This window comes from Acinetobacter sp. YH1901141, assembly GCF_013416935.1.
GTDB classification, from domain to species: Bacteria; Pseudomonadota; Gammaproteobacteria; order Pseudomonadales; family Moraxellaceae; genus Acinetobacter; species Acinetobacter towneri.
The window spans coordinates 14,082-30,791 of sequence record NZ_VPEY01000010.1 but is presented as its reverse complement, the minus strand read 5'-3'; the positions used below and the strand labels follow the sequence as shown (position 1 = coordinate 30,791).

17 protein-coding genes are annotated in these 16,710 nt (G+C 41.8%); 12 read left to right on the top strand and 5 right to left on the bottom strand.

Annotated features, from left to right (window positions below; all coding sequences use genetic code 11):
• Positions 1–62: 62 nt before the first annotated feature.
• The 3 genes from FTV52_RS07360 to gmk all read right to left on the bottom strand — a co-directional run bounded on the left by FTV52_RS07360 (position 63) and on the right by gmk (position 3,369).
• The gene (locus FTV52_RS07360; protein WP_179990382.1) at positions 63–2,165 is read right to left on the bottom strand and encodes a bifunctional (p)ppGpp synthetase/guanosine-3',5'-bis(diphosphate) 3'-pyrophosphohydrolase; all 2,103 of its coding nucleotides are present in this window, start codon (positions 2,163–2,165) and stop codon (positions 63–65) included.
• 222 nt (positions 2,166–2,387) lie between these two features.
• Positions 2,388–2,669 carry a DNA-directed RNA polymerase subunit omega gene (rpoZ, locus tag FTV52_RS07355; protein WP_004809957.1) on the bottom strand — a complete coding sequence of 94 codons (282 nt, stop codon included), beginning with the start codon at positions 2,667–2,669 and terminating at the stop codon, positions 2,388–2,390.
• 76 nt (positions 2,670–2,745) lie between these two features.
• Entirely contained in the window at positions 2,746–3,369 is a 624-nt protein-coding gene (gene gmk / locus FTV52_RS07350; protein WP_004974513.1) for a guanylate kinase, read from the bottom strand.
• A gap of 134 nt (positions 3,370–3,503) precedes the next feature.
• Here gmk and ispH point away from each other — a divergent pair, with 134 nt between their 5' ends.
• From ispH to rplS, 12 genes are all read left to right on the top strand, one after another.
• A complete protein-coding gene (gene ispH, locus FTV52_RS07345) occupies positions 3,504–4,454 on the top strand; it encodes a 4-hydroxy-3-methylbut-2-enyl diphosphate reductase (RefSeq protein WP_016658473.1) in 951 nt (316 codons plus the stop codon).
• 162 nt (positions 4,455–4,616) lie between these two features.
• Positions 4,617–5,099 carry a GspH/FimT family pseudopilin gene (locus FTV52_RS07340; protein ID WP_179990470.1) on the top strand — a complete coding sequence of 161 codons (483 nt, stop codon included), beginning with the start codon at positions 4,617–4,619 and terminating at the stop codon, positions 5,097–5,099.
• Positions 5,099–5,605, top strand: coding sequence for a type IV pilus modification protein PilV (gene pilV / locus FTV52_RS07335; RefSeq protein WP_178866799.1), 507 nt, complete (start codon positions 5,099–5,101; stop codon positions 5,603–5,605). The genes FTV52_RS07340 and pilV overlap by 1 nt, the downstream gene beginning before the upstream one ends.
• Positions 5,605–6,534 (top strand): PilW family protein, encoded by a 930-nt coding sequence (locus tag FTV52_RS07330; protein WP_257221691.1) that lies wholly within the window; start codon positions 5,605–5,607, stop codon positions 6,532–6,534. Before pilV ends, FTV52_RS07330 begins: the two co-directional genes overlap by 1 nt.
• Complete coding sequence (locus FTV52_RS07325; protein ID WP_179990378.1) at positions 6,531–7,340, top strand: hypothetical protein; 810 nt, start codon at positions 6,531–6,533, stop codon at positions 7,338–7,340. Before FTV52_RS07330 ends, FTV52_RS07325 begins: the two co-directional genes overlap by 4 nt.
• Positions 7,341–7,404: 64 nt before the next feature.
• On the top strand, positions 7,405–11,265 hold the full coding sequence (locus tag FTV52_RS07320; protein ID WP_179990376.1) for a PilC/PilY family type IV pilus protein: 3,861 nt from the start codon (positions 7,405–7,407) through the stop codon (positions 11,263–11,265).
• Positions 11,252–11,764: a type IV pilin protein gene (locus tag FTV52_RS07315; protein WP_178866805.1), complete on the top strand. Its 513-nt coding sequence runs from the start codon at positions 11,252–11,254 to the stop codon at positions 11,762–11,764. The genes FTV52_RS07320 and FTV52_RS07315 overlap by 14 nt, the downstream gene beginning before the upstream one ends.
• Positions 11,758–12,192, top strand: coding sequence for a type IV pilin protein (locus FTV52_RS07310; RefSeq protein ID WP_154320273.1), 435 nt, complete (start codon positions 11,758–11,760; stop codon positions 12,190–12,192). Before FTV52_RS07315 ends, FTV52_RS07310 begins: the two co-directional genes overlap by 7 nt.
• Positions 12,193–12,335: 143 nt before the next feature.
• A complete protein-coding gene (rpsP, locus tag FTV52_RS07305; protein ID WP_004974526.1) occupies positions 12,336–12,593 on the top strand; it encodes a 30S ribosomal protein S16 in 258 nt (85 codons plus the stop codon).
• Positions 12,594–12,620: 27 nt separating this feature from the next.
• On the top strand, positions 12,621–13,169 hold the full coding sequence (gene rimM, locus FTV52_RS07300; RefSeq protein WP_004974527.1) for a ribosome maturation factor RimM: 549 nt from the start codon (positions 12,621–12,623) through the stop codon (positions 13,167–13,169).
• 42 nt (positions 13,170–13,211) lie between these two features.
• Positions 13,212–13,952, top strand: a complete 741-nt coding sequence (gene trmD / locus FTV52_RS07295; RefSeq protein ID WP_179990374.1) for a tRNA (guanosine(37)-N1)-methyltransferase TrmD — start codon at positions 13,212–13,214, stop codon at positions 13,950–13,952.
• Positions 13,953–14,133: 181 nt separating this feature from the next.
• Positions 14,134–14,505 (top strand): 50S ribosomal protein L19, encoded by a 372-nt coding sequence (rplS, locus tag FTV52_RS07290; protein ID WP_004974529.1) that lies wholly within the window; start codon positions 14,134–14,136, stop codon positions 14,503–14,505.
• Positions 14,506–14,573: 68 nt separating this feature from the next.
• On the opposite strand, the gene FTV52_RS07285 is transcribed toward rplS, so the two are convergent.
• Positions 14,574–15,542 carry a triacylglycerol lipase gene (locus FTV52_RS07285; RefSeq protein ID WP_179990372.1) on the bottom strand — a complete coding sequence of 323 codons (969 nt, stop codon included), beginning with the start codon at positions 15,540–15,542 and terminating at the stop codon, positions 14,574–14,576.
• A 176-nt stretch (positions 15,543–15,718) separates the two neighbouring features.
• Positions 15,719–16,636 carry a triacylglycerol lipase gene (locus tag FTV52_RS07280; RefSeq protein ID WP_225531238.1) on the bottom strand — a complete coding sequence of 306 codons (918 nt, stop codon included), beginning with the start codon at positions 16,634–16,636 and terminating at the stop codon, positions 15,719–15,721.
• Positions 16,637–16,710: the final 74 nt, after the last annotated feature.

Sequence of the window (16,710 nt, the reverse complement as noted above, 5' to 3'; positions counted from 1 at the left end):
TATTGGTAACTAATGCGAAAAGTAGTGTCTGTACTGTGTAGGCAAATTGCCTTGCCAAGCCCTTAACAGGCTTTGGCTTCTTCGGCAATGCTAATTGGACGTGCTAAACGGCTAATACGCGGGAAGCCATAATGCATACGCAAATCACGAATAATTTTTGCAATTTGCTTACGGTTATTCACCACAATATTGACATGGGTTTTGCCTTCGTGGCTGCGCACCATCTCTACCCCAGTTTTCGCTTTACGGCATTGATAGATCAAATCGGAAATTTGTTCGTCATTCATATCCATATCAATGCTGAGGTAAGCGGTAAAACTCACGTCATCGACATCTTCCGAAGTCCATTGTAGCGGCATGATATTTTCAGGATGTTGATGCTGCTCATGTAGTAAGTTGTTGCAGCGCGCACGATGCACAATCAAACCACGACGTGACAAGTTGCCCTGAATCGGGTCGCCCAGCACAGGATTGCAACAGTGTGCATATTTCACGTCAATGCCTTCTGTGCCCTGAATCAGACGGTCAGAATGTTCGCTGCTGTCCTGATCGAGAGCGTAAATGTGGTTCGCCACCAACTGCGGTAATAAATCACCGACTGCAATTTGCTCAAATAAACGGTCTTTGGAGTCGATATGACGCCATTGCAACACATTTAACCAATCTGCTTCGGTTAGGTCTTGAATTGAGTGATTAAACAATTTTAGCGCACGGTTCAGGGCTTGCTGCCCCACCAAACGCTGTTCTTCAATATCCTGATCACGCAGAATGTTTTGTAAGGCACGACGGGCTTTTTGGGTATTAATAAAACTCAGCCAATCTGGGTTTGGTGTGGCTAAAACATCGGTGATGATTTCGACCACTTGCCCGCTGATGAGTGGTGTTGACAGCGGTTTGCTTTCGCCATTAATTTTTGTACCGACGGCGTGGTTACCTAAGAACAAACTGGCTGCATAGGCAAAGTCAACCGCGGTGGCGCCTTGCGGCAATTCATGTAAATGCCCGTGTGGGGTATAGACATGAATTTTCTCTTGGTGCAGATAATCCAGTAAATCGCTAAATGTAGTTTTGGCACATTCACCATCAATCAACACATTCAAGCTTTTCATAGAGGCTTGAATGGCAGAACGACAAGCTTGTGGTGCGTTTTCACCCAAGACCACGCCAAAACGTGCGGCTTTACGCATCAATTCGGTTTGAATGGTGAGTGATAAGGTGGTTTGCTCACCTTTTAGACGCATCATTAGCGATTGGTTGCCACCTGGCAGTGGGCGACGGATATGATCTTCATAATGTAAGACCTGAAAGCTGTCACGTAAAATATCGGCCAAACGGTCACAGTCAGCAATACTTTGTAAAATAATTTCGAAGGCGTGGCTGTGGGTCAGTTCTTGTAGATCAATATCGTTTTTAACAAAGTGGCGCAGTAATTCTATATTGTTATTTTTCTTTTTAATCCGACCGGTAATTTGATTGTCTTGGAGTAGGTCGGCAAGATTTTGTTCCCATTTAGATTGGTATTCGCAGCGTTTTGGTTTGGTGTGCAAAAGGGCAGCTTGCACATCGTTATACATATCTAAATCAAGATTTTGATAACACAGATGTTCGAGGTTATCTGCCATTTCATTCATACCCACGATACGTGCCATGGGTACAAATACATCAAAGGTTTCTTGGGCGATACGTGCGCGTTTGTCTGGTCGCAGCGCATCTAAAGTGGTCATGTTGTGATAGCGGTCTGCCAGTTTCACAATAATGACACGTGGATCCTGTAAGGTCGCTTGCAGAATTTTACGGAACGATGCGGCCTTGTTGTATTCCTTATCGCTGGAATGGCTAAGTTTGGTCACACCATCGACTAGTTCGGCAACGGTGCGTCCAAATTTTTCTGTGATGTCATCTTTGCTGTAGTCAGTATCTTCAATGACGTCATGCAATAGGGCAGCAATGAGCGTGTCAGCATCCAAACGCATGTGCGCCAAAATACAACTGACCGCAATCGGGTGTAACACATACGGTTCACCACTTTTACGGGTAACGCCATCATGCGCATGCTCGGCATAATCGCAAGCCGTAAGCACCTGTTCGACTTCACTTACGCTAAGGTAAGGTTCGATCATGGCTTGAAGCTGTTGTTTGGCTTGGCTGACCATCGTGCCTGGCATATAACACCCTTTAAAATACAAGTGATAACGAATCTACAGTTAGACCTTATAATGAAAAGCATATTGCATGACTTGTCAATTTTTTTTGTACCAAAACATAAGGTCATTAGACCATTTAAAATCAGGTCTTAATCCTTATGTTATAACGGTTTTTAGCGCAAGATTAAAGTTCAGACAACAAAAAAGCCTAGTAAAAAACTAGGCTTTTTCAGAAAGTCGTTCTTATTGGAAAGAAAAACCATCTAAATTCAAGTTATTTGCTGAAAGTGCGAGGTCAAGACTCGAAGTTTGATAATCTTGATCACGTTGTTTCAAAATGTCTTTAGAAACGTGACCTTCTGCAATTTCACGTAAAGCAACAACGGTAGGTTTGTCGTTGTCCCACTCAACGGTAGGTTCTATGCCTTGACGTGCCAATTGACGCGCGCGCTTGCTTGCCACTAGTACAAGCTCAAAGCGGTTGTCTACATGGTCTAAACAATCTTCAACGGTAACGCGTGCCATAAGAATTCTCGTTCGAATAATAAATTTAAACAGACTGTGCAGTATAAGGTGCTTTGCTTATAGACTCAAGTTTTAATCACGCGCTTGGCGGGCTAATTAACTTTTGAATTAAGGCTTGATGACGATGTGCCTGCTGCGCCATCACCAAACGATTAGCCGTAATCACCGATTCTAAATCGTGCAGAGCCTTATTAAAGTCATCATTAATAATCACATAGTCAAAATTGACATATTGCTGCATATCTTCAACTGCGCAGCCTAGACGATGCTCAATCACATCGACAGCATCGGTGCCACGGTTAGATAAACGCTCGCGTAAATCAAACTGACTTGGTGGAAGAATAAAAATTTGCTTCGATTCAGGAAAAAGATTGCGTACTTGCTGAGCGCCTTGCCAGTCAATTTCAAGTAACACATCGTGACCTTTGGCTAACTGCTCTTTAACCGTGGCTTGTGCGGTACCATAATAGTTGCCAAACACTTCTGCATATTCAATAAAACCGCCTTGCTCTACCAAGTCGATAAAATCTTGTTTTTGCGTGAAGTGATAATGCACACCATCGAGTTCGCCGGGACGTTGACCGCGTGTTGTGTGAGAAACTGAAACGTGTAAATTATTCACACGCTCAAGCAGGGCTTTAACGAGGGATGTTTTGCCTGTTCCTGAAGCGGCAGAAACGACAAACAATAGACCCGACATGATATTTTTCCTGATATGATAAAATATCTTCTCTATTTTAGAGTAGACGCCCCTTAAACAAAATAGCCAAGATGGCTTTTGTTGGCATAAATTTTAAAACATCCCACCTATTTAACTTCAACATAGAGGGTTCTATGGAAATTGTATTGGCGAATCCACGTGGTTTTTGTGCAGGTGTAGACCGAGCAATTGCGATTGTAAATCGTGCCCTTGAGTGTTTTAACCCACCTATTTATGTGCGTCACGAAGTGGTTCACAACAAATTTGTGGTAGATGACTTGCGTCAGCGCGGTGCGATTTTTGTCGATGAGCTGGACGAAGTGCCAGATGACAATATCGTGATTTTTAGTGCACATGGCGTATCTAAAGCGGTGCAGCAAGAAGCGGAGCGTCGTGGCTTAAAAGTATTTGATGCCACTTGTCCGTTGGTCACCAAAGTACATATTGAAGTCACCAAATATGCGCGTGAAGGCACAGAGGCGATTTTAATTGGTCACGAAGGACACCCCGAAGTTGAAGGGACGATGGGTCAGTACGACAAGAAAAATGGCGGCGAAATTTATTTGGTGGAAGATGAAGATGATGTGGCTGCACTTGCAGTTCAGCATCCAGATAAAGTGGCTTTTGTAACACAAACCACCTTGTCGATTGATGATACTGCCAAAGTGATTGATGCCTTGCGCCAAAAATATCCGAATATTCAAGGGCCACGTAAAGACGATATTTGTTATGCTACTCAAAACCGTCAGGACGCAGTGCGTGACTTAGCCAATCAATGTGATGTGGTGTTGGTGGTGGGTTCGCCAAATTCATCTAACTCTAACCGTTTACGCGAACTTGCAGAGCGTATGGGGAAACAAGCCTACTTGGTGGATAATGCCGATGAATTAAACCAAGCATGGTTTAAAGCAAATACAAAAATTGGTGTGACTGCGGGCGCATCTGCACCTGAAATTTTAATTAAACAAGTGATTCAGCGTTTGCAAGACTGGGGTGCAACAGCACCTGAAGAGTTGGCTGGACGTGAAGAAAATATTACCTTTAGTTTGCCCAAAGAGTTACGTATTCCTGTAACACAGGCTTAAGCTGCGAAGCATATTAAACTTTAAAAATTGATTAAAAATAGGCAGATAACCGTTATATGACGGTTATCTGTTTTTTTATGCCTTTTATCCTGAAGTGTGAGGGTTTTGTAAAGTTGTTGGTTATTATTTTTAATAGGGCAAAGTCTGTGTCTTGGGGGGAGTATGCGAAAAAAAGAAAACGGGTTCACCTTAATTGAGTTGATGGTGACCATTGCGGTGTTGGCGATAGTGGCTTCAATTGCTGCTCCATCATTTTTGGATACTCTTGCATCTCAACGCTTAACCACAGCTAGTAATGAAATAGTTTCTGTATTTTCTGAAAGCAGAAGGCAAGCAATGGTTTTGAATAATACTGTTGCAGTCTGCTTAAGTAAGGATTCAGCTAAAACAAGCGTAACAGAAACAGCTTGTATCACTCAGCTTTTGCCTACGGCAAATGTGAATCAGGTCATTGCTCAAAAACGGGTACAGCTTGTGAACATCTCAGAAAAAGTGGATGTGGAATCTGCAGACTATGGTGTTGTTTTTAATGCAAATGGGACAGTTTCATCTCCAATAACAATAGAAGTATGTTCTAACGGTAAAAGTAAAACTGTGAGTGTGGCTTTAATTGGAACATTAAGCCAATCTAAAGGAACTTGCTGATGAAAAAAAATCAGATAGGCGTAGGCATGGTTGAGGTTTTAGTTGCCTTAATATTGTTGGCTATTGGTGTTTTAGGTTATTCCGCATTGCAATTGCGAGCGATTGATGCGGGCGATGAAGCTTTAGTTAAGTCTCAATCTGTCATGTTGTTACGTGGGTTGACTGAAAGCATTCGTGTAAATACGCAGGGGCAGGGGAGTTATCCTGCGGCAGTAAGGTCGTATGCATCGAAGAATGCACCTTCAGCGCCTAAAAGCTGTTTGAATTCAACTTGTACACCTGCACAAATGGCAACTTATGATGCCTATTTGGTTGCACGTGCTGCAAATCAAATAGGTGTTGTAGTTAGTATGCATCAATGTCCTGGGGTGCAGTCAGTGCGTAGACAATGCTTATTTGCAGCATGGGGAGATACAACAGTTTCTGCCAGTAGTTATGCGGGGTGCATGAGTACAACGGGTGTGTATGTCGCTAATGCGAGATGTGTAATGATGGAGGCATACTAATGAACAAGAAGCCTCATCATCTTAAATATAGTCAAAAGGGTTTTACTTTAATTGAACTCATAGTTGCACTTGCACTGGGTTTGTTAATTACAGCAGCTGCAACTCAATTGTTTCTAGGCGGTGTTGTCTCAACGCGTATTCAACAAGCTAATGCTGAACTTCAGGATAGTGGCGTATTTGGACTGGAGTATGTGGCGAGAGATGTGCGTTTGGCTAACTATGGAAATATTAGTAACCCTGAGTTGACGAATACAACCCCTATGGGAGGGATTGTATTTTCACAAGGTGGTGCAAATTCCAATATATCTGAAGATATTGGTGAAACATCGGTTACTCGGCAGGGACTAGGGTCGAACGCTTCTGAAAACAGTGATCAATTAACGATTCAGTTTATCGCACCAAACAGAATGTTCAATTGCGAAGGTGAAGAGGTTCAAGCAGGTGAATATGTGATCCAACGTTATTTCTTGCGAAAAGATAATAATGGTGCAGCTACGGATTTAGCACTTGCTTGCGATGCAAATAAGCATGGTGTTACCTCTGCCGCAGGTATTGCAAACTTTGGTGGAAATAATGAAGGGCAGGTGATCATGCCTAGAGTTGATCACCTTCGTTTTTATTTGGGCACCATGACTAAAGATAGTACGCATACCAATATCACCTATGCATATTATAGCATTAATGACTATATTGCTGCCGTCAATGCTGCACGTAGTAATGGAGAACCTCTTCCTAGAGTTGTATCAGTAAAAGCTGTAGCTGTCGTAAGATCTATGGATAACACTAATAATGAATTAATAGATGAAACTAAGCCAGTTCAGGGGCTTGATCGTGCAGTAACTCTTACTGCGGCAAATCAAACAAAGCATTTAAGACGAACTTATATCACAACCATTGCAATACGTAATGGACTGGGAGACGCATTATGATCAACAATCACAATTTTTCTTCCCAACGTGGTGCGACGCTAATTGTTGTGATGATGATTTTATTGATCTTGACATTTGTAGGCGTTTTAGCAATTAGAGTTGCAATGTCAAGTTTAAATATTTCAACTCATACACAAGTTGGTCAGTTTTTAAGCCAAACTGCAGATACGCCAATTAATCAGGTATATACGGGTAATTTGTCGACTTTAGTTGATTTGAGTGGCGTGATTGGTTATGCATTACAAGATAGTAAGTTGGAGCCTGGGAATGAATACAACTTTTGTTTCAAGCCAATGTCTAATGAAAAATTTGGCTCAACCTTAGGTGTTGCAGTTAAGCGACCTCCTGTGAGTAATACAGCTAAAGCTTCTGGTTTAGCATCGGGTGGTAGCGACGGTTTTTGCGATTTAGATAAAGATTTTGGAAGCAGCCGTGAAGCGGTAATTACTCAGGTAGCTGTAACTATTCCTACAGATGCAATTGTTGACTTAAAACCAGGTGCTTTGTTGAGTCGAGGGACAAACCTAAGCTCAGGCACTATTATGCCTAGAAATGTGGTTGAACAACAACGTGTACGTGTTACTACGACATCTATTGTACCTAGTTTTTCGCATGATCTGAGCGCTGCTCAAAACTGTATTGGTACAGGTAGTGGGTCTGTTGGCTATATTAGCGATGATACAGGTGGTGATACACGCGGCTTTGAAACGATTGCAAAATGTTTGGCAAAACTTGGCGTGCCAGTGAACTCACAAACTCAGGAGTTTAACTTGCAGACGATCTTTAATCAGACTAAAGATCCTTGATGAAGAGGATAACATGATGAAAAAGCAAACTTATAAATTGGCTGGTGTCTCAGGATTAAAGAACATGAATTTACGTCCATTGGCTGTCGCTTGTATGTCGTTTATGGGTACTTGTGTGTTAACAGCATCCGTGGCACAAGCCAGTGATTTGCAAATTTATGCAACTCCAACTGCGGGGCAAAAGACTATCGTGATGATGTTGGATACATCGGGGTCGATGGAAGATTATGATAATAATAGATGTATATATGAGTATAGGGGGCGTTTATATTATTATGGCACTGGTTCTGAGTCTGCTACAACTGCTAAACCTTATAGTAGGGATTATTGTGTAAATAGTAATAATCACAAAATAGCGTATTCTAGACTAACACGTTTAAAAGATGGAATGTTTGCATTATTGAATAGTGATGATGTAACTTTGCGGGAGGCAAAAATAGGTTTGGGGAATTATTCGTCTAGTGGTGATGGGCGTACGGGACAGATTTTAGTAGAAGCGGATAAAATGGGACCAGTGGGTTCTGATCATAGACAAAAATTGAAAGCTGCTGTAGCTAATTTAAGTGCTTTAGGGATGACTCCAACTGCTCATGCTTATGCCGAAGCAGCTGCTTATTTGATGGGAACCAACACTTTAAAACGAGCAACTATTAAAGTGGATAAATTTAAGACAGAAACGAAGTCTGAAATTGTTGGTTATTCGTGTACAAATACATCATATCCTAATTTAGACGGAAATCGTTGCTATGATAAATGGGGGTATTATTATAAAACGGCATCACCCAATTATAAAAATGTCACTCGACATTATCAATGTGCTTCATGGAGAACTACAGATTTTATTAATGAAGTACAGCGATGTTCTTCTACTGGGTGGAGTGAAGTTTCTGGTATTCCGAATGGCTATGAGCAAGACGGTGTGTATTATATAGAAGAAGTTCAAGCACAAGATAGCAATTATAGTGGGTTTAATAAATCAGAAAAAGGTGCTATACGTGATGATTTGAATTATATTTCTCCACTTCCTGCTGCAGCCCAAAGACAAAGTTGTGATGGTCAAGGGGTGTATATTTTGTCTGATGGTGAGGCAAATAACTCACGAACAAGTTATGCAGAACCGATCATGCAACAAGCGCTCAATGATACAGGGTTTCGTTGTTCGGATGCTGGCTTAAGTTCCAGTGGGTCTGGTGCTTGGCATTGTATGGGGGAGTTTGCACAATATTTATTTGATAAAACTAAAAACCCAGCAGGGGTGTCTATTCAAACAGCTTTTGTAGGTTTTGGTAATGACTTCAAAGGATTAGCTCAATTTCATGTTGAACAGGCTTGTAAGTTGAGTTCCAGAACACAAGACGACCGTCGTTCTAATGATGCTTGTTCACCGACTGCAGACACAGAACATAGATTGACTAAGCCTGGCTATGGTAATGGTGGATATTTTGAGACACAAGCTACAGAAGGAGTAACCGACAGTGTTATTCAATTTATTAAAAACTTGGGGGATACTAAAATTGAACCTTTACCGACAGGTGCAATTTCAGTTCCTGTAGATGCACTGAATCCGAATGGATTTCAACCTTACGGTTATTTACGTGCCTTATCACCAAATCCTGGACAGCCTGTTTCAGTTTGGGCGGGTAATCTGAAAAAGTATAATATTGTAAATGGTGCACTTGCAGATGGTGCAACGACTGTATTTACTGAATTGGGTAAATTTGATTTAACCACGCGAGATATTTGGAATAATACAGGTGTTGCAGATGGTGGATTAGTCGATCAGGGTGGGGTGTATTGGAATTTACCAATGCCAACACAAGAAGTAGAAGCCATAACTGCTAACCCATTAACAAATACTCGTGCTGTGCCTAAAATTCAAGCAAACCCGAATGCAATCCGTAACTTGTTTACTGATGCTGTTTCTGTATCTGCTGGTCAATTGACAGCAGCAACACAGGGAGTATTGTTAGAAATACCTGCAAAATCGGGTGCTACAACAGTGAGCGGCGAGTACATTTTAGACAAATTTAACAATCAAGCTGTACTCAAAGATTTTCCATTATTGTTGAAATACAAACTTTTAAACTATTTAGGCTATAACCTAGATTTAACCACCCCAACAGCATTGCCAACCCAGTTAAACGTACCGACACAACCCTTTATTAGTTTAGGTGGAAGTATTCACTCTTTCCCAGTGCAATTAACTTACTCTGGTGAGTTGGATGTCAATGGTGATTTAACCTCGGTACGTCAGCAATCGGTTTTGTATGGCAGTATGGAGGGTGGTTTGCATGTGGTTGATGCTCGAACTGGTATTGAACAAACTGTTTTTGTTCCATCTGAAATTTTAAATAATCCTGATGCATCCAGAGCATTGCGTTTTGGCGAAGCTGGGACTGTACAACATGGTATTAGTGGTGCATGGATAGCCGATCCTGCTTATAAAGCGGAACGAGGTACGGGTACGGGTTCGTCTGTTGTAACTGCCAGAAAAATGAATGTTTATGGCGGGATGCGCATGGGCGGAAAAAGTTATTATGGTATGGATTTGATGAATCCAAGAAAACCGGAATTACTTTTTAGAATTGGTGCAGATCAGAGTGGTTTTTCAAGAATGGGGCAAACTTGGTCTAAACCTGTACTCGCAAATATTCGGTACCAAGATAAAATTCGTCGTGTTTTGATCGTTGGCGGTGGTTATGATCAATGCTATGAATATCCACGATTTAGCTTAGGTAGTGCAAATCCTGCTGAGTTTGGTGGTGGTTGTAATAAAACTGCTGCGGAAGGTAATGCAGTTTATATTGTAGATGCACAAACAGGTGAGCGTTTATGGTGGACAAGTAATACGGGTTCAAACTTAAATAATGCCAATTTAGTCCATAGTATTCCATCACGTATTAGTACTTTAGATCGTGATGCGGATGGTTTAGTAGACCACTTGTACTTTGGTGATTTAGGCGGACAAGTTTTTCGTATTGATTTGAATAATGCGAAAGGTACACCTACAAGTAGTTTTGGTAAAAATGTTATTCGTCTTGCAAATTTAGCAACGAGCAATACAGGTGCGGCTGTGGCTAGTGGTGATGCACCACGTTTTTATCAGCCACCAACGATTACCATACACGATGAAGGGAGTGATACCTTTATTGTGGTTGGAATTGCATCAGGTGACCGTAGTACACCACTTGATGTTGCTCCAAGTCGAGGACGAGAGAGCTTAAAACCATTCGATCCTATTCAGAATAGACCTACTAATAAAGTCTATGGATTGATTGACCGTGACTTTATTGAGCCTGAATTAATTAGAGGTAACTATACAAGTTTTAAATCTCAAAATATAACATTGGACCAATTACAGCCAAACCCTCAAAATTTAAATGCATCACTAATTCGGAATACCTTTTTAGGTACGGGGTCAGGTGTTAAGCAAGGCTGGTATCGTTCTCTTTCAAGCAATTACTTGGGTAGTGAAGTGGCAGGGAGAACACCTGGAGGGGTAAAAGCATTTGAAGAAGAGCCTATTGCAATCAAAGGAAATTTATTTATTCCTGTATATGATCCAGAAGGTACGGGTGTTGAGGATGCTGACCCATGCCAACCAAGAATTGTTGGTGAATCTAACCGCCAGCAATATTGCTTACCGTTTGGCGTATGTTTGAAAAATGGGTTAAAGGATACTGATTCTGAAAAGCGTACGGGCATGATTATTGAAGATGGTAAAAATAAGAATGTCCTTGGGGCAGGTATTCGTGGTATCACTTTAGGTCCAGTAGGTGGTGGATCGGGCAGTGGTTCTGGAGGTCCAAATACAAATAGTTGTGGAACATTGACATTGATTGGCAATCTTCAAGGAGCGGGCGAGTGGGAATGTTTACGTGTTCTTAATCCTGTACGATGGTATGAAAAAAATGTCGCACCTTAATAGTATTAATAAAGGTAACACTGTGGCAAAGTGCCATAGTGTTGCTTTTAAAAATGGATTCACATTGATTGAGGTTATGGTGGTAGTTGTGATACTTGCGATTATTTCTGCTATTGCCTTACCATCTTATGTGGCTTATACCCGTAAAGCTGCAGCATCGCAAGCTGAACAAGAGATGCAAAAAATTGCAGAGCAATTGGAGAGGCATAAATCTCGTAATTTTAGTTATAAGGGGTTTGATCCCAATTATATATATGGGAGTAATGCTCCGATGACAGAAGTTACCTTAAAAGAGTACTCGATCACGATAAGAGATATGAATACTGGAAAGCTTCTCACCTCAGCGGATGCTGATATGCGGGGGAGAAATTGGTCAATAAAGGCGGAAACAACAGATAGTCAAAATTATAATTATTTATTTACGAGCACAGGCATACGTTGTAAATCTAAAGCTTCTATCTCGACTTATCAATCATGTCCAGGAACAGAAACATGGTAGTTAAATATAAACAAGGTTTTACGCTTATAGAGATTTTGATTGTTGTAGCAATTATTGGTATTTTGGCGATGATTGCTTATCCTTCTTATACGCAATATGTGATTAAAACGAAAAGAGTTGATGCTCAAAGTAAGATGATGGAAATATCTCAGAAGCTTATGCAGTATAAAACTGCGAATGGAACTTATTCTGGGGTGAGCTTAACCGATAGTAAAATTTATGGAGCAAGTGTATTTCCTGCGACAGGAGATTCAACATATACATTTGATTTATCAGTTCCGAATGCTAATAGTTGGATATTAACTGCAACACCTGTGAATACAAGTACTCAAAATGGAAATGGCTCAATAGCTATAAACAGTCAAGGACAAAAGTGTTGGACTAAAGGTTCAAGTTGTCTACCAACTGCTGCAACAAAATGGGAATAATTTAAATTCAAACCTGCGGATAAATACGTTTAGATCTTTCATTCAGGGCAAAATTCACGTAAAATACTGCCCTCTATGAAAGGGGTTTGAAATGTATCGATGGTCGATACAGGGATAATCCGTAAAAACTATAAGGTTGTATCATGGTAGTTATTCGTCTTACTCGTGGTGGTGCTAAAAAGCGTCCATTCTATCAAATCGTTGTAACTGACAGCCGCAATGCGCGTGACGGTCGTTTCATCGAACGTATCGGTTTCTTTAACCCAACAGCTCAAGGTAAAGCAGAAAAACTTCGTTTAGATGCTGACCGTTTTGCTCACTGGGTTGCACAAGGTGCTCAACCTTCTGAACGTGTTGCTTCTTTAGCTGCTCAAGCGAAGAAAGCTGCAGCTGCTGCATAATTTAATGAATTAAGTAGTAGGTAGCCCATGACACCAACACAGAATGTGCCCGAAGATCGTATTCAGATTGGACAGCTACGTTCAGCTTATGGATTAAATGGGTGGCTCTGGGTCTATTCCAATACAGAACCCATGAGCAACATATTTGACTACCTGCCTTGGTACATTGAAACCAAAGCAGGTTGGCAAATGGTCGATGTAAAACGTTGGAAACCACATGGCAAAGGCTTGGTGGTCAGCTTAAAAGGTGTGAGTGATCGTACCGCAGCAGACAACTTGGTTGGCGCAAATATCTGGATTTCAAAAGCGCAACTGCCTCAACCAGGCGTGGACGAGTATTATTGGTCTGATTTAAAAGGTCTAACAGTGTTAGGTCTGGACGATGACGAACAAGAAGTGAACCTCGGTCAAATCCATGAACTGTTTGAAACAGGTGCCAATGACGTGATGGTGGTTCGCGCAACTGCCGATAGCGTCGATGGCGAAGAGCGTATGATTCCATGGCATAAAGATGTGGTACAACGCGTTGATCTCGAAGCGGGTCGCATCTACGTGAATTGGGGCGTAGATTATTAATCCTTTCAGGATTCGCAGAGCAGGAAAATAGAGGAGTCTGCGGTGTTTTTTGCAGTCATTACGCTTTTTCCTGAAATGTTTGAAGCGATTACAGCTTACGGTATTAGCGGACGTGCAGCACAACGTGACTTGATGCAAATTCATTGTATTAATCCACGTGATTATGCACAGGGCAACTACAAACGGGTGGATGAACGTCCATTTGGTGGTGGTCCAGGTATGGTGATGATGGCAGAGCCTTTGGCGCAAGCAATCCAGCATGCCAAAAATCTTGCACAGCAAGCGGGTGCAGTTCATGTACCTGTGGTGTATATGTCACCACAAGGCAAAACCCTAAATGAGACTGCAGTACAGCAATTCGTTGAATATGATGGATTAATTGTATTGTGTGGTCGTTATGAGGGTGTCGATGAGCGTTTAATTCAGCATTATGTCGATCAGGAATGGTCGATTGGCGATTACGTTTTATCAGGCGGTGAACTACCAGCGATGGTGTTGTTAGACAGTATTATCCGGAGACTTCCGGGTGCAATGTCTGATGAACAATCTCATGTGCAAGACTCTTTTGTGGATGGTCTTTTAGATTGCCCACAATATACCAAGCCAGACCATTTTGAAGGGTTGGATGTGCCTGAAGTATTAAAGTCGGGTCATCATGCCAATATTGAAAAATGGCGGTTTTTGCAGCGTTATCAACGGACTTTAGAGCGTCGACCTGAGTTGATTGAAAAAGTTGAGTTGAGCAAGCAGCAAAAAAAATGGCTAAAAGATTCGCAAGGGTAGACCAAATAATTGGTTTATCTAAGCACCATGGCTACAGGCAGTTGGTTTGTAGTCTTAAATAGGCTCTTTATGCATTGAAGCGGTCAGGCATAAAGGGAAAGTCAATCGGGCCTATGCGCTTTAGCCTCTAGACCCAGTGGAAATCAGACCTCTTCTGACCCACACATACTGGAGATACCCCATGAGTGGTAAGCATCCTTTAGTACAAGCTGTTGAAAATGCACAGCTTAAGCAAGACATCCCAGCTTTTGCACCAGGCGATACAGTTATCGTTCAAGTAAAAGTAAAAGAAGGTGATCGTGAGCGTCTTCAAGCATTTGAAGGTGTGGTAATTGCGAAGAAAAACCGTGGTTTGAACTCTGCGTTCACAGTACGTAAAATTTCTAGCGGTGTTGGTGTTGAGCGTGTTTTCCAAACTCACTCTCCAATCGTTGCGAAAATCGAAGTGAAACGTCGTGGTGACGTTCGTCGTGCTAAACTTTACTACCTACGCGAATTGTCTGGTAAAGCTGCACGTATTCGTGAGAAATTACCAGCACGTAAACAAGGTTAATTTTAACTTTGCTTTACAGCTAAAAAATGCGCCGTTTAGGCGCATTTTTTTATGTCTGGTATTTGAGTTTATAAACCTTGCATTTTTAAGCGATTGGCATGTTGACGATATACATCAACAGGATCTGGTGCAAAAATATCTTTCATGCCCAAGAGTTGATTGACTTCATCTAAGTGGTTCCAATAGTAGTTATCACGAATGGTTTTACCAAATTTGGCGCTGCAGCGTGATACCAAACCATCATTATCACGACCATTATCAATCAACAAACTGGTCGCCAACATGGCTGAGTCTGGATCAAGTAAATTAGTGACAGCCGTATTGCCCGTAAATGAATAGAACTGGATGCCTTTTTCTTGATAAGCGCCCTCACCACAACTTGTCGTTGGCATACCCATTGGGAATTTGCTGTTAAATTGTGCTGAACCTGTGGTGCTCAAACTGTTGGCACCTGCCAATGAGTCATGTGGATAGCTATTTGGATCTAAACCTTGTGCCCAAGTAATGGTTTTAGACACTAAATTGACCATATCAATTAATGGTTTTTCGAGCGGTGCACCTTGTACATTCAAAATAAAGTCGGCCACAGGTGAGCCTTTATTTGGTGAACCTACAGCAGTTAAAGAGGCGACTTGAGCAGGCATGACGCCTGCAACATAACGAATGGTTGGACCGCCGTGTGAGTGACCAATTAAGTTGACCTTGCTTGCGCCTGTAATCGCAAGAATTTCATCGACTTGTTGTGCCAATTGTTCGCCACGAACTTCTGATGAGTTAAATGGAGATACGCGGGTTGCCCAAGCGTTAGCACCGTTACGTGCTAAATTGGGTAAAATTTGGTACCAATAATCGACACCTAACTGATCTCCACCAATATTGATAAAGCCTGCCATACCGTGAGTAAACACAATCGGATATTTGGTTTTGGCATAACTGGAGATCACGAAGTTAGATTTGACCTGTTCTGCATTGGATGCGTGCGCGGTACTGAAGGTACTAGCCGCAATTAAGCCTGCAATGAATAATCCATATTTCATATAACATCCTCTATTTTATTGTGCTTTCCTAGCATGACAATATCTATTGTCAAATATCATTATTCAGGAAATTTGCTAGATTGCAAGTTCTGAATGATTCATGGTTATTGAACTTCTTGCACTTGAGTTTCAAGCACAGGAAGATGGTTTTGCCAAGATTGAAATGAGCTTTACTATTACAAACCTTGTAATTTCAATCGGTTGGCATGTTGTCGATACAGTGCAACTGGGTCAGGTGCAAACAAGCCCGTTAAGCCAAACATCATGTTGGCAAGGTCGGTATGATTTAGTCGGTAGTTGTCACGAATGACGTGTCCAATGTGGGTACTACAACGTGCGACCATGCCATCGTTGTCTAAATTGCCATAAGACAGTGGGCCGAGTTGCATTAAAACAGTGTCAATATCCAGTAAATTGGTGGCTTGTGCTACACCTGTCCATGAATAGTAATGAATCCCGCGATCTACTTTGGCACCGCTGCTGCTACAATTTGCGGCCAAGGCTGTGGTTGGAAAACGACGGTTAAAATCTGCAGACGCTGTTTCGGTTAAAGAAGCCATCGAGGCATCAAAATCCACAGGCATGTCTGGCTGTTGCTGCGCCCAAGTAATGAGAGGCGCCACCATATAGTCGCCTAAAATATTAAACGCGGTGCGTGATAAACGATTATTTTGAATATCATCGGCAACTTTGGAGCCACGGAATGTACCTGCAACGCCCGTAATTGATGCCACATATTCAGGTTTGGTCGCAGCTACATAACGTACTGTTGGGCCACCATGTGAGTGACCAATTAAATTGACTTTGGATTTGCCAGTGATTGCCATGACTTCTTCGACTTGGGCAATCAGTTGCTCACCTCGAAATTCAGTACGGTGTGCAGGGGAGAGTTGTGCGGCAAATACGGTTGCGCCATTACGTGCCATATCTGGCAAAATTTGATACCAATAATCCATATTAAAGGTTTCATTGCCAATGCGTGACCATCCGAGCCAGCCGTGTACCATGAGCAATGGATATTTGGTTTTGGCATAGTCAGATTTGGCCTGTTCCTGAATAGGCAACACGCTTGGAGCAGCTTGAGCGACACCCATTGAACCGAGCAAGCAGCCAGTGACAGCCAATGTAATTGCCCGTATGTTAGAGATGATGGTCATAAAACAATCCT